The organism is Mycoplana sp. BE70 (genome assembly GCF_031455855.1).
In the GTDB taxonomy this organism is placed as follows: Bacteria; Pseudomonadota; Alphaproteobacteria; order Rhizobiales; family Rhizobiaceae; genus Mycoplana.
In genome coordinates, this window is sequence record NZ_JAVDTM010000009.1 from 72,671 (window position 1) to 97,945 (window position 25,275).

General features: G+C 62.9%; 24 protein-coding genes. 5 read left to right on the plus strand and 19 right to left on the minus strand.

The features are described 5' to 3' along the window. Position 1: 1 nt before the first annotated feature. Together J2Y48_RS17380 and cysG are read right to left on the minus strand one after the other, a co-directional pair. Complete coding sequence (locus tag J2Y48_RS17380) at positions 2-319, minus strand: DUF2849 domain-containing protein (RefSeq protein ID WP_310420487.1); 318 nt, start codon at positions 317-319, stop codon at positions 2-4. A 1-nt stretch (position 320) separates the two neighbouring features. Further along, positions 321-1,757, minus strand: a complete 1,437-nt coding sequence (gene cysG, locus J2Y48_RS17385) for a siroheme synthase CysG (protein WP_310420488.1) — start codon at positions 1,755-1,757, stop codon at positions 321-323. A 258-nt stretch (positions 1,758-2,015) separates the two neighbouring features. Between cysG and J2Y48_RS17390 the strand changes: the two genes are divergently transcribed. The 3 genes from J2Y48_RS17390 to mazG are packed head-to-tail and all read left to right on the plus strand — an operon-like array spanning position 2,016 to position 4,930. Further along, on the plus strand, positions 2,016-3,410 hold the full coding sequence (locus tag J2Y48_RS17390; RefSeq protein ID WP_310420490.1) for a GGDEF domain-containing protein: 1,395 nt from the start codon (positions 2,016-2,018) through the stop codon (positions 3,408-3,410). 31 nt (positions 3,411-3,441) lie between these two features. After that, complete coding sequence (locus tag J2Y48_RS17395; protein ID WP_405030248.1) at positions 3,442-4,074, plus strand: deaminase; 633 nt, start codon at positions 3,442-3,444, stop codon at positions 4,072-4,074. 22 nt (positions 4,075-4,096) lie between these two features. Beyond that, on the plus strand, positions 4,097-4,930 hold the full coding sequence (mazG, locus tag J2Y48_RS17400; protein WP_310420494.1) for a nucleoside triphosphate pyrophosphohydrolase: 834 nt from the start codon (positions 4,097-4,099) through the stop codon (positions 4,928-4,930). Positions 4,931-5,046: 116 nt separating this feature from the next. Here the strand turns inward: mazG and hflX are convergent, their stop codons facing one another. From hflX to dusB, 9 genes are all read right to left on the minus strand, one after another. Beyond that, entirely contained in the window at positions 5,047-6,402 is a 1,356-nt protein-coding gene (gene hflX / locus J2Y48_RS17405) for a GTPase HflX (protein ID WP_310420866.1), read from the minus strand. Between the two features lie 44 nt (positions 6,403-6,446). Further along, positions 6,447-6,689 (minus strand): RNA chaperone Hfq, encoded by a 243-nt coding sequence (gene hfq, locus J2Y48_RS17410; protein ID WP_310420496.1) that lies wholly within the window; start codon positions 6,687-6,689, stop codon positions 6,447-6,449. A gap of 105 nt (positions 6,690-6,794) precedes the next feature. Then, positions 6,795-7,658: a D-amino-acid transaminase gene (locus J2Y48_RS17415; RefSeq protein WP_310420498.1), complete on the minus strand. Its 864-nt coding sequence runs from the start codon at positions 7,656-7,658 to the stop codon at positions 6,795-6,797. Positions 7,659-7,676: 18 nt separating this feature from the next. Continuing rightward, the gene (gene trkA, locus J2Y48_RS17420) at positions 7,677-9,053 is read right to left on the minus strand and encodes a Trk system potassium transporter TrkA (RefSeq protein WP_310420500.1); all 1,377 of its coding nucleotides are present in this window, start codon (positions 9,051-9,053) and stop codon (positions 7,677-7,679) included. 27 nt (positions 9,054-9,080) lie between these two features. Next, positions 9,081-10,445 (minus strand): sigma-54 dependent transcriptional regulator, encoded by a 1,365-nt coding sequence (locus J2Y48_RS17425; protein WP_310420502.1) that lies wholly within the window; start codon positions 10,443-10,445, stop codon positions 9,081-9,083. Beyond that, positions 10,435-12,705, minus strand: coding sequence for a PAS domain-containing sensor histidine kinase (locus tag J2Y48_RS17430; RefSeq protein WP_310420504.1), 2,271 nt, complete (start codon positions 12,703-12,705; stop codon positions 10,435-10,437). Before J2Y48_RS17430 ends, J2Y48_RS17425 begins: the two co-directional genes overlap by 11 nt. A 185-nt stretch (positions 12,706-12,890) precedes the next feature. Next, complete coding sequence (ntrC, locus tag J2Y48_RS17435) at positions 12,891-14,345, minus strand: nitrogen regulation protein NR(I) (RefSeq protein WP_310420506.1); 1,455 nt, start codon at positions 14,343-14,345, stop codon at positions 12,891-12,893. Then, positions 14,342-15,490, minus strand: coding sequence for a nitrogen regulation protein NR(II) (locus tag J2Y48_RS17440; protein WP_310420508.1), 1,149 nt, complete (start codon positions 15,488-15,490; stop codon positions 14,342-14,344). The genes ntrC and J2Y48_RS17440 overlap by 4 nt, the downstream gene beginning before the upstream one ends. Next, positions 15,487-16,509: a tRNA dihydrouridine synthase DusB gene (gene dusB, locus J2Y48_RS17445; protein WP_310420510.1), complete on the minus strand. Its 1,023-nt coding sequence runs from the start codon at positions 16,507-16,509 to the stop codon at positions 15,487-15,489. The genes J2Y48_RS17440 and dusB overlap by 4 nt, the downstream gene beginning before the upstream one ends. Before the next feature lie 153 nt (positions 16,510-16,662). On the opposite strand from dusB, the gene J2Y48_RS17450 reads away from it, so the two are divergent. Together J2Y48_RS17450 and J2Y48_RS17455 are read left to right on the plus strand one after the other, a co-directional pair. Beyond that, on the plus strand, positions 16,663-17,865 hold the full coding sequence (locus J2Y48_RS17450) for a bifunctional 2-C-methyl-D-erythritol 4-phosphate cytidylyltransferase/2-C-methyl-D-erythritol 2,4-cyclodiphosphate synthase (RefSeq protein WP_310420512.1): 1,203 nt from the start codon (positions 16,663-16,665) through the stop codon (positions 17,863-17,865). A 14-nt stretch (positions 17,866-17,879) separates the two neighbouring features. Next, a complete protein-coding gene (locus J2Y48_RS17455; protein WP_310420514.1) occupies positions 17,880-18,374 on the plus strand; it encodes a CinA family protein in 495 nt (164 codons plus the stop codon). A 309-nt stretch (positions 18,375-18,683) separates the two neighbouring features. On the opposite strand, the gene J2Y48_RS17460 is transcribed toward J2Y48_RS17455, so the two are convergent. The 8 genes from J2Y48_RS17460 to J2Y48_RS17495 all read right to left on the minus strand — a co-directional run bounded on the left by J2Y48_RS17460 (position 18,684) and on the right by J2Y48_RS17495 (position 25,269). After that, positions 18,684-19,133: a type II toxin-antitoxin system RatA family toxin gene (locus J2Y48_RS17460; RefSeq protein WP_310420516.1), complete on the minus strand. Its 450-nt coding sequence runs from the start codon at positions 19,131-19,133 to the stop codon at positions 18,684-18,686. Positions 19,134-19,203: 70 nt separating this feature from the next. After that, a complete protein-coding gene (locus tag J2Y48_RS17465; RefSeq protein ID WP_310420518.1) occupies positions 19,204-20,613 on the minus strand; it encodes an aspartate aminotransferase family protein in 1,410 nt (469 codons plus the stop codon). A gap of 155 nt (positions 20,614-20,768) precedes the next feature. Further along, positions 20,769-21,740 (minus strand): lipoyl synthase, encoded by a 972-nt coding sequence (gene lipA / locus J2Y48_RS17470; protein ID WP_310420520.1) that lies wholly within the window; start codon positions 21,738-21,740, stop codon positions 20,769-20,771. Positions 21,741-21,777: 37 nt separating this feature from the next. Further along, positions 21,778-22,023: a GlsB/YeaQ/YmgE family stress response membrane protein gene (locus J2Y48_RS17475; RefSeq protein WP_310420522.1), complete on the minus strand. Its 246-nt coding sequence runs from the start codon at positions 22,021-22,023 to the stop codon at positions 21,778-21,780. Positions 22,024-22,288: 265 nt separating this feature from the next. Next, on the minus strand, positions 22,289-23,734 hold the full coding sequence (gene lpdA / locus J2Y48_RS17480; protein ID WP_310420524.1) for a dihydrolipoyl dehydrogenase: 1,446 nt from the start codon (positions 23,732-23,734) through the stop codon (positions 22,289-22,291). 90 nt (positions 23,735-23,824) lie between these two features. Next, on the minus strand, positions 23,825-24,085 hold the full coding sequence (locus J2Y48_RS17485; RefSeq protein ID WP_310420526.1) for a DUF465 domain-containing protein: 261 nt from the start codon (positions 24,083-24,085) through the stop codon (positions 23,825-23,827). A gap of 81 nt (positions 24,086-24,166) precedes the next feature. Next, entirely contained in the window at positions 24,167-24,808 is a 642-nt protein-coding gene (locus tag J2Y48_RS17490; RefSeq protein ID WP_310420528.1) for an SGNH/GDSL hydrolase family protein, read from the minus strand. After that, on the minus strand, positions 24,805-25,269 hold the full coding sequence (locus tag J2Y48_RS17495) for a hypothetical protein (protein ID WP_310420530.1): 465 nt from the start codon (positions 25,267-25,269) through the stop codon (positions 24,805-24,807). The genes J2Y48_RS17490 and J2Y48_RS17495 overlap by 4 nt, the downstream gene beginning before the upstream one ends. Positions 25,270-25,275 lie beyond the last annotated feature (6 nt).

The window sequence follows — 25,275 nt, forward strand, 5'->3', positions numbered from 1 at the left end:
TTCAGGCCGCGGCCGCGCGGATCGTCTTGAGCCCGGCATAACCGGCTGCATAGGGAATGGATGGACCTTCGGCCCGAATACGTTCGCGCATGCGCAGCGGCCGCAGGGCACCATCGACGTCCTCGACGTCGACAACGTTGACGTCGACCACCTTGTTGTCGGCAAAGGCCTGCCGGCCAGTTGTTTCCAGCGCTTCGACGGCCTCCTTGTGCCGGGCGACGAAAGCGGCCTGCAGCGACTCGTTCCAGTTGCCGGCGGCGTCGAGCCAAACGGATATGCCATCTGCAAGGCGATTTGCGGTCAGAACCTTCTGTACCATGTCATGCTCCCAAGAATGCGGTTTCCACCGTCTCGCGGTTGCGGACGAGCGGAACGGAATGTTCGAAATTGGCGCCGGCGACAGCGTCGCCGATGATGACCATGACCGGGCCGGTCAACTCGTCGCGATGCTCCAGGTCCGGCAGATCCTTGAGCGTGCCGTGCAGGAGGCGCCTGTCGGCCCGGCTGGCATTCTCGATCACAGCGACGGTGGTTTCCGAAGGCAGCCCGGCCTGCATGAGGCGCCCGGCGACAGAGGCGGCAACCGTGCGTCCCATATAGACGGCAATCGTCGCGCCGGACACGGCGAGCCGTGCCCAATCCGGCAGCACTGCGCCGGTCAGGTCATGGCCGGTCGTGAAGACGAGCGACGAGGCGACACCGCGCAGCGTCAGCGGCAGCTCGAAATCGGCGGCGGCGGCGAAGGCCGAGGTGATGCCGGGGACGATCTCATAGGCAATCCCCGCATGACGCAACGCGGCCATTTCCTCGGCAGCGCGGCCGTAGACGAGCGGATCCCCGGATTTCAGCCGCACGACGCGCTTGCCTTCCCGGCCGAGTTCCACCAGCAGGTCGTTGATCTCGTCCTGCGACTTCGAATGACAACCCTTGCGCTTGCCGACGGAAATCCGCTCAGCATCGCGGCGCCCCATGTCGACGATGGCCTGAGGCACGAGCGCGTCGAAGACGATCACGTCCGCCTCCATCATCACCCGCTGAGCCCGCAATGTCAGGAGATCCTCGGCCCCCGGACCGGCACCCACCAGCCAGACCCGTCCCTCCGCCTGCCCCGACCTGGCCAGCAGCGCATCCGCGGACCGGCGCGCAGCGCCGATATCGTTTGCATGCACCGCATCGGCCACATCGCCAGCGAAGAAACGGCGCCAGAATATGCGCCGCGACACGCCGCGCGGCACAAATCGCTCGGCGGCATCACGATACTCGGCCGCCAGACGGGCGAGCACGCCGAGCGACGGCGACAAAACCTGATCGATACGCGCCCTGATCAGTTGCGCGAGCACCGGTCCGGCTCCTTCCGTGCCAATCGCCACGGCCACCGGCGCGCGGTTGACCAGGGCAGGCGTGTAGAAGTCGCACAGCTCCGGCTGATCGACGGCATTGGCCGGGATCCGCTCGGCCCGGGCGGCTGCCACGATCGCCTCATCCTGCGCCGCATCGCCGGTCGCGGCAAAGACCAGTACCGCACCGTCGATCTGCCCGGCCGAAAATCGAGCCTTCACGTGCTCGACACCGTTGGTGTTTAGGAACTCCGCATATGGCCCGATCGGATCCAGGCCAAAGGCAACAATACGCGCCTGTGTGTTGCGCAACAGCCGGACCTTGGCAAAGGCCTCGTCGCCATCGCCGAATACCACCACCTTTTTTCCGGCGACGCGGAAAAAGGCGGGGAAGACAGAAAGGCGGGATTGGTTGCTCACGAACGGATCCTTCTTCACTAGGTCCGCCGTTATCGCAAATCGGATCCGGCAAAAGAAGAAACGGAATATCGCGTCGGAGGGCCGGCGTGCAATTCTGTTCCATCGATCCGCCGGGAAGCGCAAAACCGCCCCTCTCCCCCCATCCAAGGCTCATCCGGCGCTTGGCCCATGGCGGCACAAAAGTCCGATAACTCTTTCTTTAATCAAATTGAAACGCCCCTTTTTCCTAGAGAGGGCAAACGACTGGGAAAGTCCACCATGAACGCCTCTCCAAAATGCCTGAACCTCTGGTACTCCTGTGATGAAGACCGCCTGGACAAGGCGCGGCAAACCCTCTCCGACGTCGTCGCGGAACACGTCGACCGACTGGTCGAAAGGTTTTACGAAGTCTTCTTTCAGCATGAGGAGGCATCGAGCTTCCTCAACCATTCGGTGGTCGTCGAGCGTCTAAGTCCCTCCCTTCAGCGCTGGATGCTTTCGCTCGCGACCTTTGAGCCCAAGCAGGATCTGAAGACATTCGCCGAACGGCAGGCGAAGATGGGCGAGGTGCATGCGCGCATGAAGATCCCTGTCCATCTCGTTCTCGAAGGCGCGAGCCTGATCAAGACCGACGTGGCCAAGGTCCTTCTGGCCAATCACGGGAATGGTGAGGGAGCGACGGCGATCGTTCTCCTGAACGAGATCATCGACTATTCCATGCTGCTGATGAGCCAGGCCTATGTCACCGGTGTCGCGCAGCGCGCCAAGATCGAGGAGGCATACCGGCTGTTCACCCTCGGCCAGGACGTCAATGTCGAGCGCGAGAGCCAACGGGCCGCGCTCCTGGAGTGGAGCCAATCCACCATTTTCGGCCTGCTCGGGGCCGCTGGGAGCGCAGCTCTCAAGCCGATCTCGACATCGGAATTCGGACTCTGGTTCCGTCACCGCGCCAGCGTGATGTTCCAGGGATCGATCATGCTCAACAGCATCGACACAGCCATGAAGGAGATCGACGAGCAACTGCTTCCGACCATCGCAGGCCTCGCATCCCTGCACGGACCGGATGCCCTGCCGCTCGTCGCGAAACTGCAAACACGCGTTGAAGAGATCAAATTCCTCCTGTCGGACCTGTTCCAGAGCCTTTCCGCCGCGGCAGGCGGCCGAGATCCGCTGACGAGCACGCTCAGTCGAAAGTTCCTGCCGTCGATCCTCGGGCGAGAGATCGCACTGTGCCAGCAACACGGGACTCCCCTTTCCGTCATGATGATCGATGCCGACCATTTCAAGCAGGTCAACGACACCTGGGGGCATGCAGCCGGCGACGCAGTCCTGCGCCAGATTGCCGAAGTGATTGCCGACAATACGCGCTCTGCGGACATCGTGTTCCGCTATGGTGGAGAAGAATTTCTGGTCGCCCTAGTCGAAACCGGCCTGGACGGCGCCCTCGAGGTTGCCGAGAGGGTACGCGCCGCTGTCATGAACGCGGAAATCGCGATCGGCGATGCGACGCCGATCCGTGCGACGGTGTCGATCGGTGTGGCGCTCCACACGGGCCACCCCGACTATCAGCACCTGATCAACGCGGCCGACCAGGCGCTCTATCAGGCGAAAAACGACGGGCGTAATCGGGTTTCGGCCGCAGAGGCGCTGCCAATGAAAGTCGTTAACGGCTAGCCGGTGGAGCGTTTCGCGCTTCCCCTTGAGGATGTGCGGCCGTACAGTCCCCACATTTGACAGAGGATCCTCGACCTTGACCGCAGCCACGCTACCGCAACGCCTGCTCGACGTTGTCGAATACGACATTCTCCCCCTGACCGAGCGCGGGGTTGCCGCCGGCAACAAGGTATTCGGCGCCGCCATCCTGCGGAAATCGGACCTGTCGGTCGTGATAGCCGAAACGAACAACGAGCTCGAAAATCCGCTCTGGCACGGCGAAGTCCATGCGCTGAAGCGCTTCTATGAAACCGCCGGAGAAATCTCCACCAAGGATTTGATTTTTCTGTCCACCCACGAACCGTGCACGATGTGCATGTCGGCCATCACCTGGGCGGGATTCGACAATTTCTACTCGTTCTTCAGTCACGAGGATTCACGCGATGCCTTTGCGATTCCGCATGACCTGAAGATCCTGAAAGAAGTCTTTGGGCTTGAACCGGGTGGCTACCGCCGCAACAATGCCTTCTGGCACTCCTATTTCATCGCCGACCTCGTCGCGGCGCAAGACGAGCCGCTCAGAAACACACTGAAGGCCCAGACGGCTCGGATCAGGTCGGCCTATGATCGGCTCTCCGGCATCTATCAGTCGGGCAAAGACGCCAACAGCATCCCGCTCAACTGAGCGGCACCACGGAGAGAGCAGCATGCAGCCGTCCCGCGACATCCAGGGCCTGCTCGATATCATGGCAGCGCTGCGCCAGCCCGAGACCGGCTGCCCCTGGGATATCGTCCAGACGTTCGAGACGATCAAGCCCTACACGATCGAGGAGGCCTATGAGGTTGCCGACGCGATCGAGCGCGGCGACATGCATGACCTTTGCGACGAGCTTGGCGATCTGCTGCTGCAGGTCGTGTTTCACGCGAGAATGGCCGAGGAAGCAGGGGAGTTCGCCTTCGGCGACGTCGTCGACGCGGTGACGCGCAAGATGATTCGCCGCCATCCGCACGTCTTTGACCGCTCCGGCGCGGACACGCCCGAAGCGGTCAAGCTCCAGTGGGATACGATCAAGCAGGCGGAACGGCGCGAGCGGGCCGAACGGCGCGCGAAGCGCGGCCTGCCGCCCGAGACCGAACCGGGGTTTCTCGGCTCGGTGCAGCGATCGCTGCCAGCTCTCGTCGAGGCGTTGAAGCTCCAGGAACGCGCCGCCAAGGTCGGCTTCGACTGGTCCGAGCCGGAGCCCATTCTCGACAAGATCGAGGAAGAGGTCGGGGAGTTGCGCGAGGCGCTTCGTCACGGCGACCGCAAGAAGGTGTCGGACGAATTCGGCGATCTGATCTTCGCCGTGGTCAACATCGGCCGCCATACGGACGCAGATCCGGAGATGGCGCTGCGCGGCACGAATGCCAAGTTCCGCCGCCGCTTCGCTCATATCGAGACGGAACTTCAAGCCGCAGGCCAAACGCTCGAAGCCGCGACGCTGGAGCGGATGGAGGACCTTTGGCAGGCGGCAAAGGCGATCGAGCGGCAACTGGGCTAGACTATTCCGGCGAAGCGCCCAGCGGCCATTTGCTCGGACTTGCGCAATATCTACACACTGTTGCGGGGAAATGCGGACCTTGCGAGGAAGCGCGGTGAGCGCAGCCGCAATGCGAATCATTTTTCCCAGTCTTCGAGCGGCCGTCGAGCCCCATGCCCCAAACGGCGGTCGAGTTCTGCGGCCTCGGTCTCCGTCAGCCGGACGGCGATACGGACGCTGCCATCCTCCAGGTCCTCGCGCTCGTCCACGATCGAATGATCGTAGAGCCACGGCAGGAGTTGGAGCTTGTCCACGGGAAGAACGACGTCGCGATCCACCAGAACGCCGGACAGACGTCGGTTGACCTCGTCCAGAAGCTTGTCCACCCCTTCGCCCGTGAGGGCGGACACGGCGATTGTGTTTGGCGTTGCCGCCGCCTTTTGCACCAGCGCCTCGCGGGCTTCGCTCGGCAGGTCGTCGATCTTGTTCCAGACATCCAGGATGCGCTCGGCGCCGTCCTTCTCGTCGATTCCGAGATCGGCGAGGATCCGCAGCACGTCGCCGGCCTGCGCCCCGTTGTCGGGGTCGGACATGTCGCGCACGTGCAAGATCAGATCGGCCTCGAGAACTTCTTCCAACGTCGCCCGGAAGGCGGCCACGAGGTGGGTCGGCAGGTCGGAAATAAAGCCGACGGTATCGGAAAGGATCACGGTGCGGCCCTGCGGCAGCTTCATGCGGCGCAGCGTCGGATCGAGCGTGGCAAACAGCATGTCCTCGGCCAGCACCCCTGCCCCGGTAATCCGGTTGAAGAGTGTCGATTTACCGGCGTTGGTGTAACCGACCAGCGCCACGATCGGGTGCGGCACCTTCTTGCGCTTGGCACGGTGAAGCTGGCGCGTGCGACGGACTTGCTCCAGCTCGCGCTCCAGGCGCACGATCCGCTCCTGCAGGAGCCGCCGGTCCGCTTCGATCTGGGTTTCACCCGGACCGCCCATGAAGCCCGCGCCGCCGCGCTGGCGTTCCAGGTGGGTCCAGCTTCGGACCAGCCGGCCCTTCTGGTAGTTCAGATGCGCCAGCTCGACCTGCAGCGTGCCTTCCTTGGTCGAGGCACGGCGGCCGAAGATCTCGAGGATCAGACCGGTCCGGTCGATGACCTTTGCGTTCCACTCCCTCTCGAGATTGCGCTGCTGCACCGGCGTCAGCGGATGGTCAACAATCACAAGGCCCGCGTCGCTCTCATCGAGCGCGGTCTTGATTTCCTCGATCTTGCCGGTGCCGAGCAGAGTGCCTGGCTTCGGTTGCGTCACCGCTACGATCGCCGAGTGGACGACGTCGAGATCGATCGCTCGGGCCAGACCGATCGCTTCGGCCAGACGCGCTTCATCGGAACGCGCGACAGGGCCGGTCGCATCGACCGCCCTCGCCTTCTTCACAACCGGAGCGATCACGACCGCGCGCGAATCGTCGCGTTGCTTCTCGCGCTCCGGCACGATGGATTCTTGGCTTGTATCTCGCTTGCTAATGAGCCGTGACCTTGTCAGGAGGCGCTTTCTTCAGTCTCGAACATCTGCAGCGGCTGGCCGGGCATGATGGTGGAGATTGCGTGCTTGTAGACGAGCTGCGAATGCCCGTCGCGGCGCAACAGTACACAGAAGTTATCGAACGACGTGACCACGCCGGTCAACTTAACACCGTTGATCAGGAAGATCGTCAGGGAAATCTTTTGCTTGCGAACGGTATTAAGGAAAAGATCCTGCAAATTTTGAGAACGTTCCGCCATGGCGCCGCTACTTTCTTGATTGCCGATCCTGCTGATCGGTTGACTGATAAACAAAAATCCCCGGGAGCCATCAAAGCACTGTTTGCCGCCCCGTCGGATTTGGTATCAAATCGCTGTCTTCTCCGCAACGTCGAAAAATGCTTCCCGCAGCTTCTGGGCAGTGGTGCCCGGGTGGCCGTTGGCAATGACCTTTCCATCAACCTCGACCACCGGAAAGCAGATGCTCGTCGCAGCCGTGATGAACACTTCGCGCGCCGTCAGCATTTCCGAGACCGTGAAAGGACGTTCCTCGACCGTGAGTTCGAGCTTTTCCGCGACGACCATCAGCGTCGTCCGCGTGATCCCCCGCAGGATGCCGTGGTCGGCAGGCCGGGTACGGAGCTTGCCGTTTCCGTCGATAATCCAGACATTTGTTGCAGCCCCTTCCTTAACGTAGCCGTCGGCGTCGACGAAGATTGCTTCCTGCGCGCCCTGCTCCTTCGCCTGCTGGCGGGCAAGCACATTCGGCAAAAGGCCGACGGTCTTCACGTCAACCCGGTCCCAACGGTTCTCCGGCGCGGTGATCGCCTTGATCCCGTTGGAGTTCTTGGCCGCGATGATGCGTGGATCGGTCGGCTTTGCAGTGATGACGATCGACGACGGCGTGCCATCCGCGGGAAAGACATGGTCACGACGCGCCACGCCGCGCGTCACCTGCAAATAGAACAGGCCGTTTGTGACCTTGTTGCGCCTCAGCAACTCCCGGACCACGGATATCAGGGCTGATCGCCTCATCGGCCAGGCGATCCGGATTTCCCGCAAGGACCTGTCGAGGCGGTCAAGATGCCGCGTCAGGTCGACGATCATGCCGTGCCGCACTTCGCAAACCTCGTAGACCCCGTCGGCAAACTGATACCCGCGATCCTCGACATGCACCGCGGCATCGCTGTGGCGGACATATCTTCCGTTGACATAGGCAAAGCGTGGCATGGATACCGCCTGAAACCTCTAGAAGTATTGAATACTGACGCGGAAAAGCTGCTGGACGTGCCGCACGGCGTCACCCGTAGCGAACAATACCACCCGGTCCTTGGCCTTGATCTTCATGTCGCCATCGGGACGCAGGACGTTTCCATCGCGATAGATCGCACCGATGCGGATGCCGTCGGGCAACTCAAGTTCGCGGAAAGCAGTGCCAACTAGCGGAGACGTCTCCAGCGCCTCTGCCTCGATCACTTCCGCCGACCCGCGCTGCACGGCATAGACCGAGCGAATCCGCCCCTTGCGAACGTGCTGGAGGATGCCAGACATCGTCACCGCGCGCGGATTGATATGCGCGTCGATCCCGAGACTCTTGGCGAAGTCCTGGAACGACGGTTCGTTCAGAAGCACGAGGTTCTGCTTGCAGCCGAGCTTCTTCGCCATCACGCTGCCGAGAATATTGATCTGATCGTTGTTGGTCAGGGCGACGACAAGGTCCGCGTCCTGGATATCGGCCTGCTGGAGCAGCTTCTGGTCCATTGCCGACCCGTGAAGGACAACCGCGCTTTTCAGCTGATCCGCAATATGGACCGCGCGATCGCGATCGCTTTCGATAATCTTGACGCGCGTCCTCGGCTGGAACTCCTCGATCGTCTTTGCCACGAAGAAGCCGATGTTGCCGCCTCCGGCAATGACGATCCGCGCCGCTTCCTTTTCCTCGTGACCGAACAGCGAAAGGGTGCGACGGACATGAGTGCTTTCGCAGACGACATAGGCGAGGTCACCAGTCTGCAGTTCATCGGTCGAATGCGGGACGAACAGCCTGTTGTCCCGGTAAATTCCCGTCACCGTCGCCTTCAGGTCGGGAAACAGATCCGTCAACTGCCGCATCGAGGCATTGACGACAGGACAATCCTCCATGCACTCGATCGCCACCATGACGATCCGGTCGTCGGCGAAGCGCACGACGTCGGTGGCGCCGGGATAGGAGATGCGGCGGAGCACCATCTTGCCGACTTCGATTTCCGGCGAGATCGCCACATCGATTGGCACATCGTCACGGGAGAACAGATCGGAGTATTCCGGTGCCAGATAGTTCTGCGCGCGAATACGCGCAATCTTGGTCGGGACCTTGAAGAGCGAATGGGCCACCTGGCAGGCGACCATGTTGATCTCGTCGTGCAGCGTGACGGCTATGATCATCTCGGCCTGGTCGGCGCCCGCCTTGGCGAGCACGTCGGGATGGGCGCCATGGCCGACGACGCCACTGACGTCCAGCGTATCGGTGATGGCCGCGATGAGCGGCGCCGAGGTGTCGATCACCGAGACGTCGTTGCCCTCCTGGGAGAGGCGCTCGGCGATCCCGTAGCCGACCCGGCCCGCCCCGCAGATAATGACCTTCATTCCCTACCCCTTGCGGCGCCCGCCGAACTAGACGCCAAGCGACTTCAGTTTGCGATGGAGCGCGGAACGCTCCATGCCAACGAATTCCGCCGTACGCGAAATATTGCCGCCGAACCGGTTGATCTGCGCGATCAGGTAGTCGCGCTCGAACATTTCGCGGGCTTCGCGCAGCGGCAGCGTCATGATGTGTTGATCGCCTTGCGAAGATACCCTCGGCAACATGTCGCCGACATCGGTCGGCAGCATGTCGGCGGTGATCGGGCTGTTCGGGCCATCGCTGCGGGCAAGGATCATCAACCGCTCGATGTTGTTGCGCAACTGGCGGATGTTGCCCGGCCAGTCGTGGGCCTGCAACACCGCAAGCGCGTCCTCGCCGATCTTGCGCGCACGGATGCCGGCCTGCTCGCTGATCTGCCGCATGAACATATCGACCAGAAAGGGGATGTCCTCACGTCGCTCCGCAAGCGGCGGCACGCGCACGGGCACCACGGCGAGACGATGGTAGAGATCTTCCCGGAACGCGCCTTCGGCAATCAGGCTCTCCAGGTTGTAAGCGGTCGAGGAAATGATCCGCACATCGACCTTGACCCGCTTGGAGCCGCCGACGCGCTCGAACTGCTGATCGACCAGCACACGCAGGATCTTGTTCTGGGTCTCGCGCGGCATCTCGCCGATCTCGTCGAGATAGAGAATGCCGCCATGGGCCTCCTCAAGGACGCCGGTCTTGCGCTGCTGGCCGCCACCGCCCTCGGTGCCGAACAGCGCAATCTCCATCCGCTCCGGCGTGATCGCAGCGGCGTTCAGCACCACGAACGGCCCGCCGGCGCGCGTCGACTTGCGGTGGATCATCCGCGCCACCAGTTCCTTGCCGGCGCCGGAGGGGCCGAGGATCATGATGCGGCTGTTGGTCGGCGACACCTTGTCGATCGTCTGGCGCAGTTGCGATACCGCAACCGATGTGCCGATCAATTCCACCGCATCGCCGGAGCGGCGCTTCAGATCCGTCACCTCGCGCTTCAGCTTGGAGGTCTCCAGCGCGCGCTCGGCGATCAGAATCAGCCGATCCGCCTTGAACGGCTTCTCGATAAAGTCGTAGGCGCCGCGACGGATGGCCGAAACCGCAGTCTCGATATTGCCGTGACCGGAAATCATCACGACCGGCAAGTCCGGATGCCGGCTCTTGATCTCGTCAAGCAGCGCCAGCCCGTCGAGCTTGCTGCCCTGCATCCAGATGTCGAGGAAGACGAGGCGCGGCACGCGATCACTGATCGCCTGAAGCGCACTGTCACTATCGAAGGCGGTCCGCGTCTCATGGCCCTCGTCGGACAGAATCCCGGACACGATCTCGCGAATATCCTCTTCGTCGTCCACCACCAGAATGTCAGAGGCCATGGGTCAGTTCCTTGTCAGTTTCATCCGCATCGACGGCCAGGGTGTCCTCGACGGGCAGGATCACACGGATCATTGCCCCATGGCCGTGGTCGAAGTCCGGCGGCGCATCGTGCAATTCGAGTTGTCCACCGTGGTCTTCGATAATCTTCTTCACGATCGCGAGACCGAGGCCCGTGCCCTTCTCGCGCATCGTCATATAGGGTTCGAGTATCCGATGCCGGTTCTCGGTCGGCAGACCCTTGCCGTTGTCGACAATGTCGACGACGAAATGGCCGCTCTCCTCCCGGCGTGCCCGGACGAGAATCTTACGCTCCCCGCGCGGCGCTTCCGCCGGCAGCGCCTCGATCGCCTCAACGGCATTCTTGATGACGTTGCCGAAGGCCTGGCCGAGCATGCGGGCATCGAAATTGCCGATGAGGGGCTCGTTTCCGAATTCCTTCAGGAAGGCGACATGGCTGTTGCCCATCTCCCGCAGGAACACGGCATCCTTGAGGATTGCCCGCAGATCGGACTTGTCCTTGGTCGGCTTCGGCATGCGCGCAAACGACGAGAACTCATCCACCATCCGGCCGATGTCCTCCACCTGTCGCACAATCGTGTCGGTGCACTGGTCGAAGACTGCGCGGTCCTCCTGGTCGATCTGCTTGCCATAGCGCCGCTTGATCCGCTCCGCCGACAACTGGATCGGCGTCAGGGGGTTCTTGATCTCGTGGGCAATCCTTCGGGCCACGTCGGCCCAGGCGGTGGAACGCTGCGCGATGACGAGATCGGTGATGTCGTCGATCGTGATGACGTAGGATTCGACCGCATCCTTCGTCTCTTCCCGCGTCACCTGCACGTTCAGGGTGCGTTCGGTGCCGCCGCGCATGATGTTGATCTGCCGGCGATGGTCGTTGCGGTATCGATGCGAGGCCTCCTGCAGCACGGCGTCCACTTCGGGCGCTATCTCCGCGAGGCGCGCACCGACAAGTGTTCCAGAGCTGTGGCCGAACAACTGCTCGGCCGACGAATTGGCGATCGTCAGTCGGCCACCCTCTTCGACGCCGATCACGGCAGCCGTCACGCCGGACAGCACGGCTTCGATGAAGCGGCGCCGATGATCCATCTCGTCCTTGGCGTCGAGAATCTGGCCCTGCTGGGCGCGGATCTCGGCGATCATCTTGTTGAAGGTTCGCGACAGGCTGCCGACATCGCCATCGGCGCTCTTCACCGGCACCTCGGTTTCGAGGTTACCGGCGGCAACGGCGTCGGCGGCGCCGATCAGCAGGCGAATCGGCCGCACGATCCGATCCGCCACCGCAATCGCAGTCCAGATCGCCGCCAGGAGCACGATAAGAGCGAAGCCGAGATAGAGCACGGCGAAGGCGACCTGGAGCGACGTCCGCCCGGCCTCCAGCGCGCGGTATTCGGCGGTATTGTCCTCCATCAGCCGCATGGAGCGCATCACTTCCGGATCGACCGTCCGCACCGTGTAGAGGTAGGTATCCGGAATGTTGTCGATCTTGATGACGGCGCCGACGAGGTTGGTGGTCCCCGGCGGAATCAGCGTCGGCTGGCCTGCTGCTGCCGCCTTCAGAGCCTCGTCCGGGACCGTCGGCAGCGGCTTGTCGGTCGGAATGTTTGCCCGCAGGATCAAGGTGCCATCGCCGCGCACCAGGAACGCTCCCAGCATGCCGCGGCCGCGCGCCTGCCGCGTCATCAGATCAGTAAAGCCTGTACGGTCAAGACTGTAGAGCTGGCGGTTGCGCTCCAGATCGTTCGACATCGAAACGGTCTGGCCCTGCAGGTAGCTGGCGTTTTCCAGCACGTAAGCCTGCGCCACGTTCAGCGAAGAGCTGACGATCGACTGCGTCCTGATGGAAAACCACCGGTCGAGGCCGACGTCGAGCGTTATCGACGCAAATAGCGCCACGAGAATGGCCGGAGTGATGGCGACAACCGAGAACAGCGCGACGATGCGCACGTGCAACCGGGCGGCAGCGCGCCCCCGCGAGCGGGCCCTCAATAGCCGAACGATTTCGCGACCGATCAGGATCATCAGGCCAAGGACGAACAGCGCATTCACCGCCACCGAAGCGATGATGACATTCGTCACCGGCTTGATCGGCGTCAGGCCGAGCAGGATAAAGAGCGAAAGCGTCGCAGCGATCAGCGCCCCGCCGGCGAGGAGAAGTCCCGGGAGTGCAAACGATGCCCTACGGTCGCGCGTATTGCCCGCACTCTCGTCCCCGCCCTCGATCGAGGTCGCGTTCTCATCCATTCACTGCACTCGCTCCAACCGATCGAGACCGACCGGTGCCCTCGTTCGCACTGATGCCCCTCTTCGAGCGGCGACCGCTGTCCCGCATGGGAAACGGCGGAGAGACTCAGCCTATTCGCCAGCAGTGCATCTGTTACCACCAAGCAACACAATGTGGCGAAAATGCAACGCGGAGCGAAGCGAAGTCAAGCCAGACGGGAGCTGCGATAAACCGAGACGCCGAGTTCCCTGATCTTCTTGCGAAGCGTATTCCGGTTGAGGCCGAGAAGATCAGCCGCCTTGATCTGGTTGCCTCGGGTGGCCGTCAGCGCGGCAAGGATGAGGGGGTATTCCATTTCGGCAAGGACGCGGTCGTAGAGCCCGGGCGGCGGCAAACCATCGCCGAAACTGGCAAAGTACTGGCGCATGTTCTCTTCGACCGCCTGGGATATCGTGAGCGCACCATTGCGGGGCGCGGATTTCTCGATCGGGCTATCGGGAATATCCGCGCGAAGCTCGGATTCGATGATTTCCTTTGTAATCACATCCTGTGGATAAAGCGCGGTGAGGCGGCGGACGACGTTCTCCAACTCCCGCACATTGCCCGGCCAGGGATGCGCCTTCATCAAATCCAGCGCCTCCTGGTCGAATCGCTTGGCATCGAGTCCCTGTTTCTCGGCCTGCTGGACGAAATAGCGCACGAGGTCGGGTATGTCTTCCGACCGGTCGCGCAACGGAGGGAGCCGCAACGGCACGACGTTCAGCCGATAATAGAGATCCTCGCGAAACAGCCCCTGATTGATGGACTGCTTGAGGTCCTTGTTGGTGGCGGCGACGATCCGCACGTCGGTGCGGATCGGCGTGCGCCCGCCAACGGTCGTATATTCACCCTGCTGGAGGACGCGCAGCAACCGCGTCTGCGCATCCATCGGCATGTCGCCGATCTCGTCGAGAAACAGCGTCCCGCCCTCGGCTTGCTCGAAGCGGCCGGTCGAGCGGTTCTGCGCGCCAGTGAAGGCGCCCTTCTCATGGCCGAACAGCTCCGATTCGATCAGGTCGCGCGGGATCGCCGCCATGTTGATCGCGACGAAGGGTCCGTTGCGGCGCTTGCCATAGTCGTGCAGGGCACGTGCGACCAATTCCTTGCCGGTCCCGGACTCGCCGGTGATCATCAGCGTCAGATCTGTTTGCATCAGACGCGCCAGCACCCGATAGATCTCCTGCATCGCCGCCGAGCGGCCGACCAGAGGCATCCCGTCCTGCATGTCGTCATCGGGTCTCGCCGGCTTTTTCTTCGGCTCGGCCAGCGCGCGACCGACGATCGCAATCAGTTCGGTCAGATCGAAGGGTTTTGGCAGGTAGTCATAGGCGCCGCGTTCGGAGGCCTTGATCGCGGTCATGAAGGTGTTCTGAGCACTCATCACCAGAACGGGCAGATCGGGGCGCGCCTTCTTGATGCGCGGCAGCAGATCGAAGGCGTTCTCATCGGGCATGACGACGTCGGTCACGACGATGTCGCCCTCACCGGCGGCGATCCAGCGCCACAGCGTTGCAGCGTTGGAGGTGATCCGCACATCGTAGCCCGCTCTGCTCAGCGCCTGGTTGAGAACGGTTCTGATCGCCGCATCGTCATCGGCAACAAGGACTGTGGCGCCTGTCATCTGCTCGTTCCTTTGTTCTCGGGAGTATCGTCATCCTCGCTCACGCCTTTTGATGCCGGCATCAGCACGCGGAAGGTCGTGCGGTGGCCCGGGCTGTCGCATTCGATGATGCCGCCGTGAGCGCCGATGATCTTGGCGACGAGCGCCAGACCGAGACCCGATCCGTTGGTCTTCGTCGTGATGAAGGGGTCGAACAGGTGCGGCAGCAGGTCGGGCGGCACGCCGGGCCCGTTGTCGTGCACGCAGAACTCGAGCGGCAGCGACACCTTTTCCCTCGTCCCCGCCACCGACAGCCGGATACCCGGCCGGTACGCCGTCGTCAGCAGGATCTCTCCATCCGGCTTGTCGCCGATCGCCTCCGCCGCGTTCTTGATCAGGTTGAGAAACACCTGAACCAACTGATCGCGGTTGGCGAAGACCGGCGGCAAGGATGGGTCATAGTTCTCGCTGATCTTGATGTTTCGGGCGAAACCGGCGCGCGCCACTGCCTTCACGTGATCGAGCACGGCGTGAATGTTCAATGCAACGCGGTCGACCGGGCGCTCGTCGGAAAAAACCTCCATGCGATCGACAAGCGAAACGATCCGATCGGTCTCGTCGCAGATCAGCCGCGTCAACGCCCTGTCCTCGTCCAGCACGGAGGTTTCCAGGAGTTGCGCAGCACCGCGGATACCGGAAAGCGGATTCTTGATCTCATGCGCAAGCATCGAGGCGAGCCCGGTCACGGATCGGGCTGCTCCGCGATGCGTCAATTGCCGGTCGATCTTGTCCGCCATCGACCGCTCCTGCAGGACGACGACGACCGAGCCGGGTTCACTGGTGACCGGCGCGACATAGAGATCGACCAGTTTGTCGACCCCGAGCCGTGGCGAGCTGAGATCCACCCGGTACTCGTTGACCGCCGCCCGGCGTTCTCTGACCTGTTCAATCAACGTCAGAAGCGGACTTCCGAAGGGAATGAAATTGCTGAAATCATGCCGTGACAAATGGCTGGCGCTTGCCCCGAAGAATGACTCGGCCTCCCAGTTGGCAAAGGCGATATGGCCGGCTTTGTCGACCAGGACGACGGGGTGCTGGATCGCATTCAACACCGCAAGGGCGAGGCCGTTGCCGTCGAACTGATCTTCCGTTCCCGCGCCGCTCATGCCGCTTTCTCATCTCGCTTCGCCGGCCCGCCGACCTCGCACAGGTCTTCCGCCAATCGGGCCGCAACGAATTCGCTGTCGGTCGATGTCATCAGCGCCGCCTTTGCCGTGCGCTCCAGCCAGGGCGCATAGCGCTCCAGGTACCAGCCAACATGCTTTCGCGCATGGCGAAGACCGGCGACGGGGCCGTAGAAATCCAGCATCATCCGGTAATGCTCGACGGCGATGGCGGCGCGCTCTGCGCCGGTCGGCTCTTCACATGCCCCCCCGAGCACGGCGGGGTGCCATGGGCGTCCCTGCGCAGACCTGCCGACCATGACGGCGTCCGCGCCGGATCGCTGCAGGATTTCCACGGCGTCTTCCGCGGTGTCGACGTCACCATTGGCGATCAGCGGCACCGTGATCCGATCGCGAACCGCGCGAATGGCGTCCCAGTCCGCCCTGCCCTCATAGAACTGCATGCGGGTGCGGCCATGCACGGTGATGAGTTGCACGCCTGCTCCCTCGGCGCGCGCGGCGATGTCCGGCGCGTTCAGGCTGTCGTGGTCCCAGCCGAGCCGCATCTTGACCGTGACAGGCACCTTCACGGCTCCGACCGTAGCCTCGATCAGCCGCAAGGCATGGTCCGGCTCGCGCATCAACGCCGAACCGGAATAGCCGCCGATGACTTTCTTGGCGGGGCAGCCCATGTTGATGTCGATGATGTCGGCGCCGTTCGCCTCCGCAAGACGCGCCGCCTCCGCCATCCAATGCGCGTCGCGGCCGGCGAGTTGGACCATGTGCGGGCGAATTCCGCGATTGCGGATCCGCGCCCAGGATTCCGGTGCATTGCCTGCAAGCTCGCGGCTTGCCACCATCTCGGTAACTACGAGACCCGCGCCAAAGCGCCAAGCGAGTTCGCGGAACGGCAGGTCGGTAACACCCGACATCGGCGCCAGGACGACGCGATTACGCAGGGTCTGATTGCCGATTGTCAGCGGTGCTGAGAGATCCGCTTGAACCAAATGCTCATCTTTCATGCAGAGGAATATTGTGCATCATTTTTAACCAGACGATTTCCGCTTGCCAAGTCGTTTTGACCGTCTCCCGCAAATTTCCGCATATCGCTGGCCTTGTCGCGGCGAACGGTCTAAACCGGCCGAAACACCTGAAGCCGGAGGAAATGGCAGGGCATGGGCGAGAACAGCAGGCTCTCGTGCGGCGTGATCGTTGTCGCCGCAGGACGCGGAGAACGGGCGGGGTCGCACCCAGATGGCCCGAAACAGTACCGCAGCATCGGTGGCAGGCCGGTGATCGCGCGCACGCTCAACGCCTTCCTCAACTGGAGTCCGGCACGGGATGTCATCGCCGTGATCCACCCCGACGACAGCGGCCTATTTGCCAATGCACTTGCCCGGGTGCCGGACGGCACGGCGCGGATCCGCACCGTCATTGGCGGCCGGACGCGACAACAGTCCGTCCTGGCCGGGCTGGAAGCGCTCGCGGGGTCCGACATCACCCACGTCCTCATCCAGGATGCCGTCCGACCGTTTGTCGATCCTGATCTGCTTCGTCGAATCGAAACGGCCCTTGCCGCCGGCGACCGTGCCGTGCTTCCCGCTGTTGCCGTTGCCGACACGCTGAAACGCTCCAATACGGACGGTCACGTTGCCGAAACGGTACCGCGCGCCGGCCTGTTTGCCGCACAAACCCCGCAGGCCTTTCACTTCACAACCATCCTGGACGCCCACCGGCGCGCCGCCGCCGGCGGGCGCGACGATTTTACGGACGATGCGGCGATTGCCGAATGGGCCGGCGTCCCGGTGCGCCTGGTCGAAGGCGCTGTCGACAACGTCAAGCTGACGCTACAGAAGGATATCGCCATGGCCGATGAGCGCCTTTCCGAAACTGCCCTGCCCGACGTACGCACGGGCAACGGCTACGATGTCCACCAGTTGGTCGAAGGCGACGGCGTGACGCTCTGCGGCATTTTCCTGCCGCACGACCAAAAGCTTTCAGGCCATTCCGACGCCGACGTGGCGCTGCATGCGCTGACGGATGCGCTACTTGCCACCTGCGGCGCCGGCGACATCGGCGACCATTTCCCGCCATCCGATCCACAATGGAAAGGGGCCGCCTCACGCATCTTCCTCGAGCATGCGGCGAAGATCGTGCGCGCCAAGGGCGGTGTGATCATGAATGCAGACGTCTCTCTGATCGCGGAAGCGCCGAAGATCGGCCCGCACCGCGAGGAGATGCGGAAGAACCTGGCCGACATGCTCGGCATTGCGCTCGATCGTTGCTCGGTGAAGGCGACGACCAATGAAAAGGTCGGCTTCATCGGCCGCCGCGAAGGTATCGCGGCGATCGCCACAGCAACCGTCGTCTACCGATAAACGGAGCCAAGACCATGTGGCCTGCCGACATTGAGGATCAAGCCCGGTCGCTGGTGGAGGCGTTTTCAGACAGCGGCCTGCGAGTCGCCACGGCCGAATCGTGCACCGGCGGTCTCATCGCGGCCGCATTGACCGAGATCGCCGGCTCGTCGGCGGTGGTGGACCGCGGCTTCGTGACCTATTCCAACGCTGCCAAGACGGAGTTGCTGAAGGTGTCCGAGGCGACGCTGGCGCTCCATGGCGCTGTCTCGCAGGAGACAGCGATCGAGATGGCCCGCGGCGCGCTTGCCGCTTCGAACGCCGAGGTCGCTGTCGCCGTCACCGGTGTAGCCGGTCCCGGCGGCGGCTCGCAGGAAAAGCCGGTGGGTCTCGTCCATCTGGCCGCCGCGCGGCGGGACGGCCACTTGCGGCACCGCGAGATGCGCTATGGCGACATTGGTCGTCACGAGATCCGCCTGGCCACGGTTCGCACCGCCCTCGAGATGCTTTCAGAACTCGGCGGAGCCTGAGGTCCGACCGGGGCGGGGCCGAACGCATAAGTTGTTATCCGGGGACCCGCGTCCGTCCGGAGCGTCAGGGTTTCCGCCCCTCATCCGCCCTGCCGCGCACCTTCTCCCCGCAAGCGGGGAGAAGAAAACAAGCAGCTGCCGCTTGCCCCATACGGTCTCGCAACGTCCGAAACGGGCCGCTCCCCTCTCCCCGCGTGCGGGGAGAGGGTTAGGGTGAGGGGCGAAGGCCATGTCAGGTGCTGTGCCGTGTACTGTGAACTGAATCGCGCAGTTGCATACTTGGGCGCACTTTCGCGAGACAAGAGTTACTCAGCTTCGGTAGATCGTATCCGCGCGCTTCTCGAAGGCTTCGGAGAACATGTGGAAGGCCCGGTCGAACATCGACCCCATCAACGCGCCGAGGATCCGGCTCTTGAACTCGTAGTCGATGAAGAAGTGGACGTTGCATTCAGCCTCGCCAAGCGGCTCGAAACGCCAGCGGTTGTCGAGATACCGAAACGGGCCGTCGATGTATTTCACATCGATCGCCTGTTCGGTGCTGTTCAACAGCACCTGCGTGGTGAACGTTTCGCGGATCGCCTTGTAACCGACGGTCATGTCGGCGATCAGCAATTCCTTGCCGTCGCGCTCCTTGCGGGTGCGCACGACGAGCCCCTCGCAAAGCGGCAGGAACTCGGGATAACGCCCGACGTCGGCGACGAGCGCGTACATCTGCTCGGGCGTATGCGGAACGGGGCGGTGCGTTTCGAACTTGGGCATACTGACCAGATATTCAAACACACGTTGCGAAACAAGATGGTCCAGCGAACAAGCGCGTTGCCTGATCCGCTCACGCCATCCCGGAGGACACCCTTGCATAGGCCGCGAGGATGACTTCCGCAGCCATCTCGGCCTGGTCCTCGTCGGTCTGGTAGTTCGACACGGATATCCGCATCACCTGGCGGCCACGCCACTCAGCACCGCCGGCGAAGATCTGCCCCTCCTTCTGCAGGAGCGCGATCACATCCTGCGTCATGCGGTCCGTCGCCTCCGGCGCAAGGTCGTCGCCGAACTGCACGATGACCTGATTGAGTTGCACCGCGTTCAGCACGCGGATGCCGTCGCGCGCCGCGATCATGCGGGCAATCTCGGTTGCGGCATGGCAGTTTTTCTCCACAAGCTCGGCAATGCCGCTGCGACCGAGATGCTTGATCATCGCCCAGGTGGCAAAGCCGCGAGCGCGACGCGAAAGTTCCGGCACATAGTGCGACGGGTCGCGTTCGCCCGCCTGCGCCAGCGGCAGATAACTCGCGGCAATCGTCATCGCGCGCCGGTGCGCAAGTTCGTCGCGCACGATCGCATAGCCGCAGTCGTAGGGCGTCTGCAGCCATTTGTGTCCGTCTGTCGCCCAGCTGTCGGCTAGTTCGACACCCGCCGCAAGCAGGCGCTTCGCCGGGCAAGCTCGCGCCCAGAGACCGAAGGCGCCGTCGACATGCACCCAGGCGCCCTTTGCCTTTGCTTCCGGGATCAGTGCAGCGAAAGCGTCGAAGGCACCGGTGTTGATCTGCCCGGCCTGGAGAATGGCAATGGCCGGCCCCTCGATGGCTGCCAGGGCCGTTATGAACGCATCCGGTCGGATGCGCCCCTCCTCGTCGGTTGGGATCCTGATTACCCGGTCACGCCCAAGGCCGAGAAACTGCAGGGCTGAAAACACCGTGGTATGGGCATCGTCGCCGATCAATACGGTGATCGGCGGGGCTCCGAACAGCCCTTGCGCATCCGCATCCCAGCCCTGCCTGCGCAGCACTTCGCCGCGGGCAGCCGCAAGACAGGTGAAATTTGCGACCGTCGCGCCTGTGACGAAGCCGACCGAACTCTGCCGGGGCAGCCCGAGCAGTTCCAGCAGCCACCGCGCGGACAGTGACTCAACTGCGGAGGCAGCCGGTGCCGCGGAATGGTTTCCGGCATTCTGGCCCCAGGCGGAGGTGAGCATGTCGGCGGCGACGCCGACGGGATGCGAGCCACCGATCACCCAACCGAAGAAACGCGGCCCCGTCATCAGGTGCAGACCGGGTTCCGCCCGCGCCACCAGAGCCTCAATGACGGCACCCGGCTCGGACATGACCTCGGGCAACGGCTCCTCGAAGGCGTCCGACGCCGCCGCGTAGTCCTCTTTGGGTCGGTGCAGCCGCTCAGAAATGGACTTGCGATACCGGGCGGCCTCGTCTGCCGCCTGCCGGAACAGGACCTCGATATCCATGCGCAACCTCCCTCGCGGGCAACCGGCCACTCGCCGCCAGCGAGAGGCGACACCTGCACCCTACGCCCGCTAACGTTGGCCGACAACCGGATCCCCCAAAAGGATGCGGGCCGCGGTTTCACAACCACGGCCCGCACAAACTTGTAGATCGGAAACTATTCGGCCGCGGCGAGCTGCTTCTTCTCGCGGGCGGCCCTCAGCCGGGCGAAGTCGTCACCGGCGTGGTGGGAGGAGCGCGTCAGCGGGCTGGCGGAGACCATCAGGAAGCCCTTGGTGTAAGCGACCGTCTCGTAGGACTTGAACTCCTCCGGCGTGACGAACTTTTCCACCTTGTGGTGCTTGCGCGTCGGCTGCAGGTACTGGCCCATCGTCAGGAAGTCCACGTCGGCCGTGCGCAGGTCGTCCATCAACTGGAGCACCTCGTTGCGCTCCTCGCCGAGGCCCACCATGATGCCCGACTTGGTGAACATCGTCGGGTCAAGCTCCTTGACGCGCTGCAACAGGCGAACGGAGTGAAAGTAGCGCGCGCCGGGACGGACGGTCAGGTAGTTGCCCGGCACGGTTTCCAGATTGTGGTTGAAGACGTCAGGCTTGGCGGCGACGACGCGCTCCAGCGCGCCCGGCTTTTTCAGGAAGTCGGGGGTCAGGATCTCGATCGTCGTCGTCGGCGATGCGGCGCGGATCGCCCAGATCACCTTCTCGAAATGTTCGGCGCCACCGTCGTCTAGGTCGTCGCGGTCAACGGAAGTGACGACGACGTGCGACAGGCCCATCTGCTTGACGGCCTTGGCGACATTTTCCGGCTCATCCTGATCGAGCGCGTTCGGCTTGCCGGTGGCAACGTTGCAGAAGGCGCAGGCACGGGTGCAGATTTCGCCCATGATCATGAAGGTGGCGTGCTTCTTGTCCCAGCATTCACCGATGTTGGGACAGCCCGCCTCTTCGCAGACCGTCACCAACTTGTTGTCCTTCACGATGGAGCGCGTCTCCTGGTAGCCCTTCGAGACGGGCGCCTTGACGCGAATCCACTCCGGTTTGCGCAGCACTTCAGTGTCGGGACGATGCGCTTTTTCCGGATGACGGACGCGCAGTTCATCGCCATTGGTCCTGTCGAGAATCGTGACCATAAATACCTGCCTTTAACCGACTATGCTGCGAGAGCCGTCAACGCCTGACGAGTTTCGCGAGGAATAACAGAATGCAGGAGCCGACGAAACCCTGCACGAGGTAACCCAGCCAACCGCTGGCGACATGGATGCCGGCACGATCGAAGATCGCGTTCGCCAGAACTGCGCCGACCATACCGATAATGATGTTCATGAAAACACCGAAGCGGATATCCATCAGCTTGCCGGCGAGCCATCCCGCCACACCGCCGATGATGATCCCCGCGATCCACCCCACCTGCATTCACGCCTCCCTTCGATTGTCCGTCCGCCCTGGGCGACCGCTGTTGCTGCCCCCAAAAAGCAGCGGGCAACGCCACCCACTTCCGTCATGCCGGACTTGGTCCGCATCCAGCCCGCGCAAGTCCTTGCGCGAGAAAAGCATCATTTGCGCCGCAGACGCAGCGCTGCTGGATCCCGGATCAAGTCCGGGATGACGGCAGAGATAGGGCGCCGCCTTGCCCCAACGCGCGTACAAGCGGCCCGCTGGGCAGCGGCCGGCCGCGCGCTCAGGCGTTCAGCGCCCGCCCATAGGCGTCGAGCACGCTTTCCTTCATCGTTTCCGAGATCGTCGGATGCGGGAAGATCGTGTGCATCAGCTCTTCCTCGGTCGTCTCGAGGTTCATCGCCACGACGAAGCCCTGGATCAGTTCGGTCACTTCCGCACCGACCAGATGGGCGCCGAGCAGTTCACCGGTCTTCTTGTCGAAGATCGTCTTGACCATGCCCTGGTCCTCGCCGAGCGCGATCGCCTTGCCGTTGGCGACGAAGGGGAAGCGGCCGACGCGGATGTCGCGGCCCTGTTCCTTCGCCTTCGCTTCCGTCAGCCCGACCGAGGCGACCTGCGGATGGCAATAGGTGCAGCCGGGGATCTTCAGCTTGTCCATCGGATGGACGTTCGGGAGACCTGCGATCTTCTCGACGCAGATTACCGCCTCGTGCTCGGCCTTGTGGGCGAGCATCGGCGGGCCGGCGACGTCGCCGATCGCGTAGATGCCCGGCACGTTGGTCTTGCCGTAGCCGTCGATGGCGATGAAGCCGCGGTCGGTCTTCACGCCGAGCGCTTCCAGACCGATGCTTTCGACGTTCGCCTGCACGCCGACGGCCGAGATCATCCGGTCGGCCATGATCTTTTCGACCTTGCCGTCCTTCATCTCGACGTGGGCGGTGATCGAATTGGCCGCCTTCTCCACCTTGATGACCTTGGCCTCCAGGTGGATCTTCATGCCCTGCTTTTCGAACTGCTTCCTGGCGAGCGCGGAGATTTCCGCATCTTCGACCGGCATGACGGTCGGCATCACTTCGACCACCGTCACGTCGACGCCGAGGGTGCGGTAGAACGAAGCGAACTCGATGCCGATCGCGCCCGAGCCCATTACGAGCAACGACTTCGGCATTTCCTCCGGCTTCATCGCCTCGAAATAGGTCCAGATCAGCTTGCCGTCCGGTTCGATGCCGGGCAACGCGCGCGGGCGGGCGCCGGTGGCGATGATGATGTGCTTGGCGGTGTAGGTGCCTTCCGGCAGGACGTTCTTCGGCAGCGGCGCCTGCGGCTGCTGGATCGCCTTGGTCGTCTTCGACACGACGATCTCGCCGGGCTTCGTCAGCTTCGCCTCGCCCCAGATGATGTCGACCTTGTTCTTCTTCATCAAAAAGCCGACACCGCCGTTCATCCGCTGGGCGATACCGCGCGAACGGGCAACGATCGCCTTGAGGTCCGGCGTCACCATGCCTTCGATCTTGATGCCGTAATCGCCCGGATGCTTCGCGTAGTGGAAGATCTCAGCCGACCGCAGCAGCGCCTTGGTCGGGATGCAGCCCCAGTTGGAGCAGATGCCGGCCAGATGTTCGCGCTCGACGATCGCCGTCTTGAGGCCGAGCTGGGCGGCGCGGATGGCGGCGATGTAGCCGCCGGGACCCGAACCGATAACGATGACGTCGTAGGCGTTCGCCATGAGCGCTTCCACTCCTCTTTATCTCTCTTAGGGGCCGTGCGCAGAAGCGCCCTGCCGTCGTTGTCTGAGGAGCGGAAGCGTCTCCGACCCTCAGGGACGCTCCTCCGCAGTTTCCAGCCGCGTCAGCGTCCCGTAGATTTCGTCCTTGAGCCGCATTCGTTCCTTCCGCATGTCCGCCATGTGGAAGTCGTCCGCGGGCTCGATGTTCGTTTCCGCCCGATGGATCGCCCGGTTCACCACATCATAGTCTTCGGTGATGCGGTGGAAGTGTCCGTCGACCTCCCGCAAGTGCCGAATCTTGCCGACATATTCCGGGAATTCCTCAGCCAGTTGGTGCGGGGTGTTCGACATGGTCGCATCTCCTTTTCAAGTCGATGCAACCAGCCTAGACCGCGAAACGCGTAACTCCTTGATCTCCATCAAACATTGCCGTCAAAGCCCCAGCATCATGCGCACGACCGGTTCCACTCCGCGACCGATCGCCCGCGTGTTCTCCGCATCCAGATGCACCCCGTCGAGCGGCGTCGTCTGCGCCACCGAGCCCGCATCGAAGAAGCCGCAGCCTTTTTCGTCGGCCAGGTCCGCATAGAGCGTCGCCAGCATGGCCGACTGCTCGACCCCGCCGGAAAACATCGCCGCGAAGGCCGTGTTCGCCGTTTCGCAGAGCGGCGGCGGCGCAACGATCAGGATCTCCGGCTGTTCCTCGCTGTCGAAAGGCCAGGCGTGGTGGCGCACCAGGTTGACCAGCCGCTCCATGCCCTGCATCGCACCGAAGGCGGTCCCGCAGAGCACTGGCTTCATGTCGTTGGCGCCGAGCAGGAGGATGATGAGATCGATCGGGCCATGGCTATGCAGGACCGTCGGCAGGATGCGGGCGCCGTTCCTGTCACAATCGGCGAGATGGTCGTCATAGGCCGTGGTGCGGCCGTTCAACCCTTCGACGATCACCTGCACGTCCGGTCCGAGCGCTTTCTGCAGAACGCTCGGCCAACGGTCCTCCGGCGCATGGCGCCCGAGCGTTTCCGCGTCGTAGCCCCAGGTCAGGCTGTCGCCATAGCAGAGGATGGTTTTCATCGCGCATCCTCCATTGTTCTCGGCGGGGTTCGATTCACGCCAATTCCAATCCTAAAGTAGAGCCAGTGCACGGCGAACATAGCGAGGCCCGGTATCAGTGCTCCGACAAGATAGACGTACTCTAACTCAGTCCGCTCAACAGCAAGCTTCTGAAACAGCGTCAGCAAACCAAGTGCCATTGCGATTGCTAAAACCAGCATCGCCCAACCTATCGCGGCATTTGACCTCGTCATCAATTGTACAATCCACGAAGCGCATCCGATTGCTACGGCAGTGGGTACCACGTTGACGATGACAAGGAAGAAATCCTGATCCACAACCCAGTAGGAGACGGCCAGTTCCGCCACAAACAGAAACATGACGCAACCCGCCATCCCACTGAAGAATGCCGCACAAATGGACCTTCTGGCGGCGCGGAACGGATCCTTGATAAGAGAAGTCAATCCGCGCACACCCATCATCTTGCT

What these genes read in the sequence shown, in the direction of transcription:
- J2Y48_RS17495 (WP_310420530.1), bottom strand. Translation starts at nt 25,269, where the DNA reads ATGATGGGTGTGCGCGGATTGACTTCTCTTATCAAGGATCCGTTCCGC.
- J2Y48_RS17485 (WP_310420526.1), bottom strand. Translation starts at nt 24,085, where the DNA reads ATGTCGAACACCCCGCACCAACTGGCTGAGGAATTCCCGGAATATGTC.
- ntrC (WP_310420506.1), bottom strand. Translation starts at nt 14,345, where the DNA reads ATGACAGGCGCCACAGTCCTTGTTGCCGATGACGATGCGGCGATCAGA.
- mazG (WP_310420494.1), top strand. Translation starts at nt 4,097, where the DNA reads ATGCAGCCGTCCCGCGACATCCAGGGCCTGCTCGATATCATGGCAGCG.
- lpdA (WP_310420524.1), bottom strand. Translation starts at nt 23,734, where the DNA reads ATGGCGAACGCCTACGACGTCATCGTTATCGGTTCGGGTCCCGGCGGC.
- trkA (WP_310420500.1), bottom strand. Translation starts at nt 9,053, where the DNA reads ATGAAGGTCATTATCTGCGGGGCGGGCCGGGTCGGCTACGGGATCGCC.
- dusB (WP_310420510.1), bottom strand. Translation starts at nt 16,509, where the DNA reads ATGAAAGATGAGCATTTGGTTCAAGCGGATCTCTCAGCACCGCTGACA.
- J2Y48_RS17380 (WP_310420487.1), bottom strand. Translation starts at nt 319, where the DNA reads ATGGTACAGAAGGTTCTGACCGCAAATCGCCTTGCAGATGGCATATCC.
- J2Y48_RS17490 (WP_310420528.1), bottom strand. Translation starts at nt 24,808, where the DNA reads ATGAAAACCATCCTCTGCTATGGCGACAGCCTGACCTGGGGCTACGAC.
- J2Y48_RS17450 (WP_310420512.1), top strand. Translation starts at nt 16,663, where the DNA reads ATGGGCGAGAACAGCAGGCTCTCGTGCGGCGTGATCGTTGTCGCCGCA.
- J2Y48_RS17465 (WP_310420518.1), bottom strand. Translation starts at nt 20,613, where the DNA reads ATGGATATCGAGGTCCTGTTCCGGCAGGCGGCAGACGAGGCCGCCCGG.
- lipA (WP_310420520.1), bottom strand. Translation starts at nt 21,740, where the DNA reads ATGGTCACGATTCTCGACAGGACCAATGGCGATGAACTGCGCGTCCGT.
- J2Y48_RS17425 (WP_310420502.1), bottom strand. Translation starts at nt 10,445, where the DNA reads ATGGCCTCTGACATTCTGGTGGTGGACGACGAAGAGGATATTCGCGAG.
- J2Y48_RS17460 (WP_310420516.1), bottom strand. Translation starts at nt 19,133, where the DNA reads ATGCCCAAGTTCGAAACGCACCGCCCCGTTCCGCATACGCCCGAGCAG.
- J2Y48_RS17430 (WP_310420504.1), bottom strand. Translation starts at nt 12,705, where the DNA reads ATGGATGAGAACGCGACCTCGATCGAGGGCGGGGACGAGAGTGCGGGC.
- J2Y48_RS17440 (WP_310420508.1), bottom strand. Translation starts at nt 15,490, where the DNA reads ATGAGCGGCGCGGGAACGGAAGATCAGTTCGACGGCAACGGCCTCGCC.
- J2Y48_RS17415 (WP_310420498.1), bottom strand. Translation starts at nt 7,658, where the DNA reads ATGCCACGCTTTGCCTATGTCAACGGAAGATATGTCCGCCACAGCGAT.
- J2Y48_RS17455 (WP_310420514.1), top strand. Translation starts at nt 17,880, where the DNA reads ATGTGGCCTGCCGACATTGAGGATCAAGCCCGGTCGCTGGTGGAGGCG.
- J2Y48_RS17475 (WP_310420522.1), bottom strand. Translation starts at nt 22,023, where the DNA reads ATGCAGGTGGGGTGGATCGCGGGGATCATCATCGGCGGTGTGGCGGGA.
- J2Y48_RS17395 (WP_405030248.1), top strand. Translation starts at nt 3,442, where the DNA reads ATGTGCGGCCGTACAGTCCCCACATTTGACAGAGGATCCTCGACCTTG.
- J2Y48_RS17390 (WP_310420490.1), top strand. Translation starts at nt 2,016, where the DNA reads ATGAACGCCTCTCCAAAATGCCTGAACCTCTGGTACTCCTGTGATGAA.
- hfq (WP_310420496.1), bottom strand. Translation starts at nt 6,689, where the DNA reads ATGGCGGAACGTTCTCAAAATTTGCAGGATCTTTTCCTTAATACCGTT.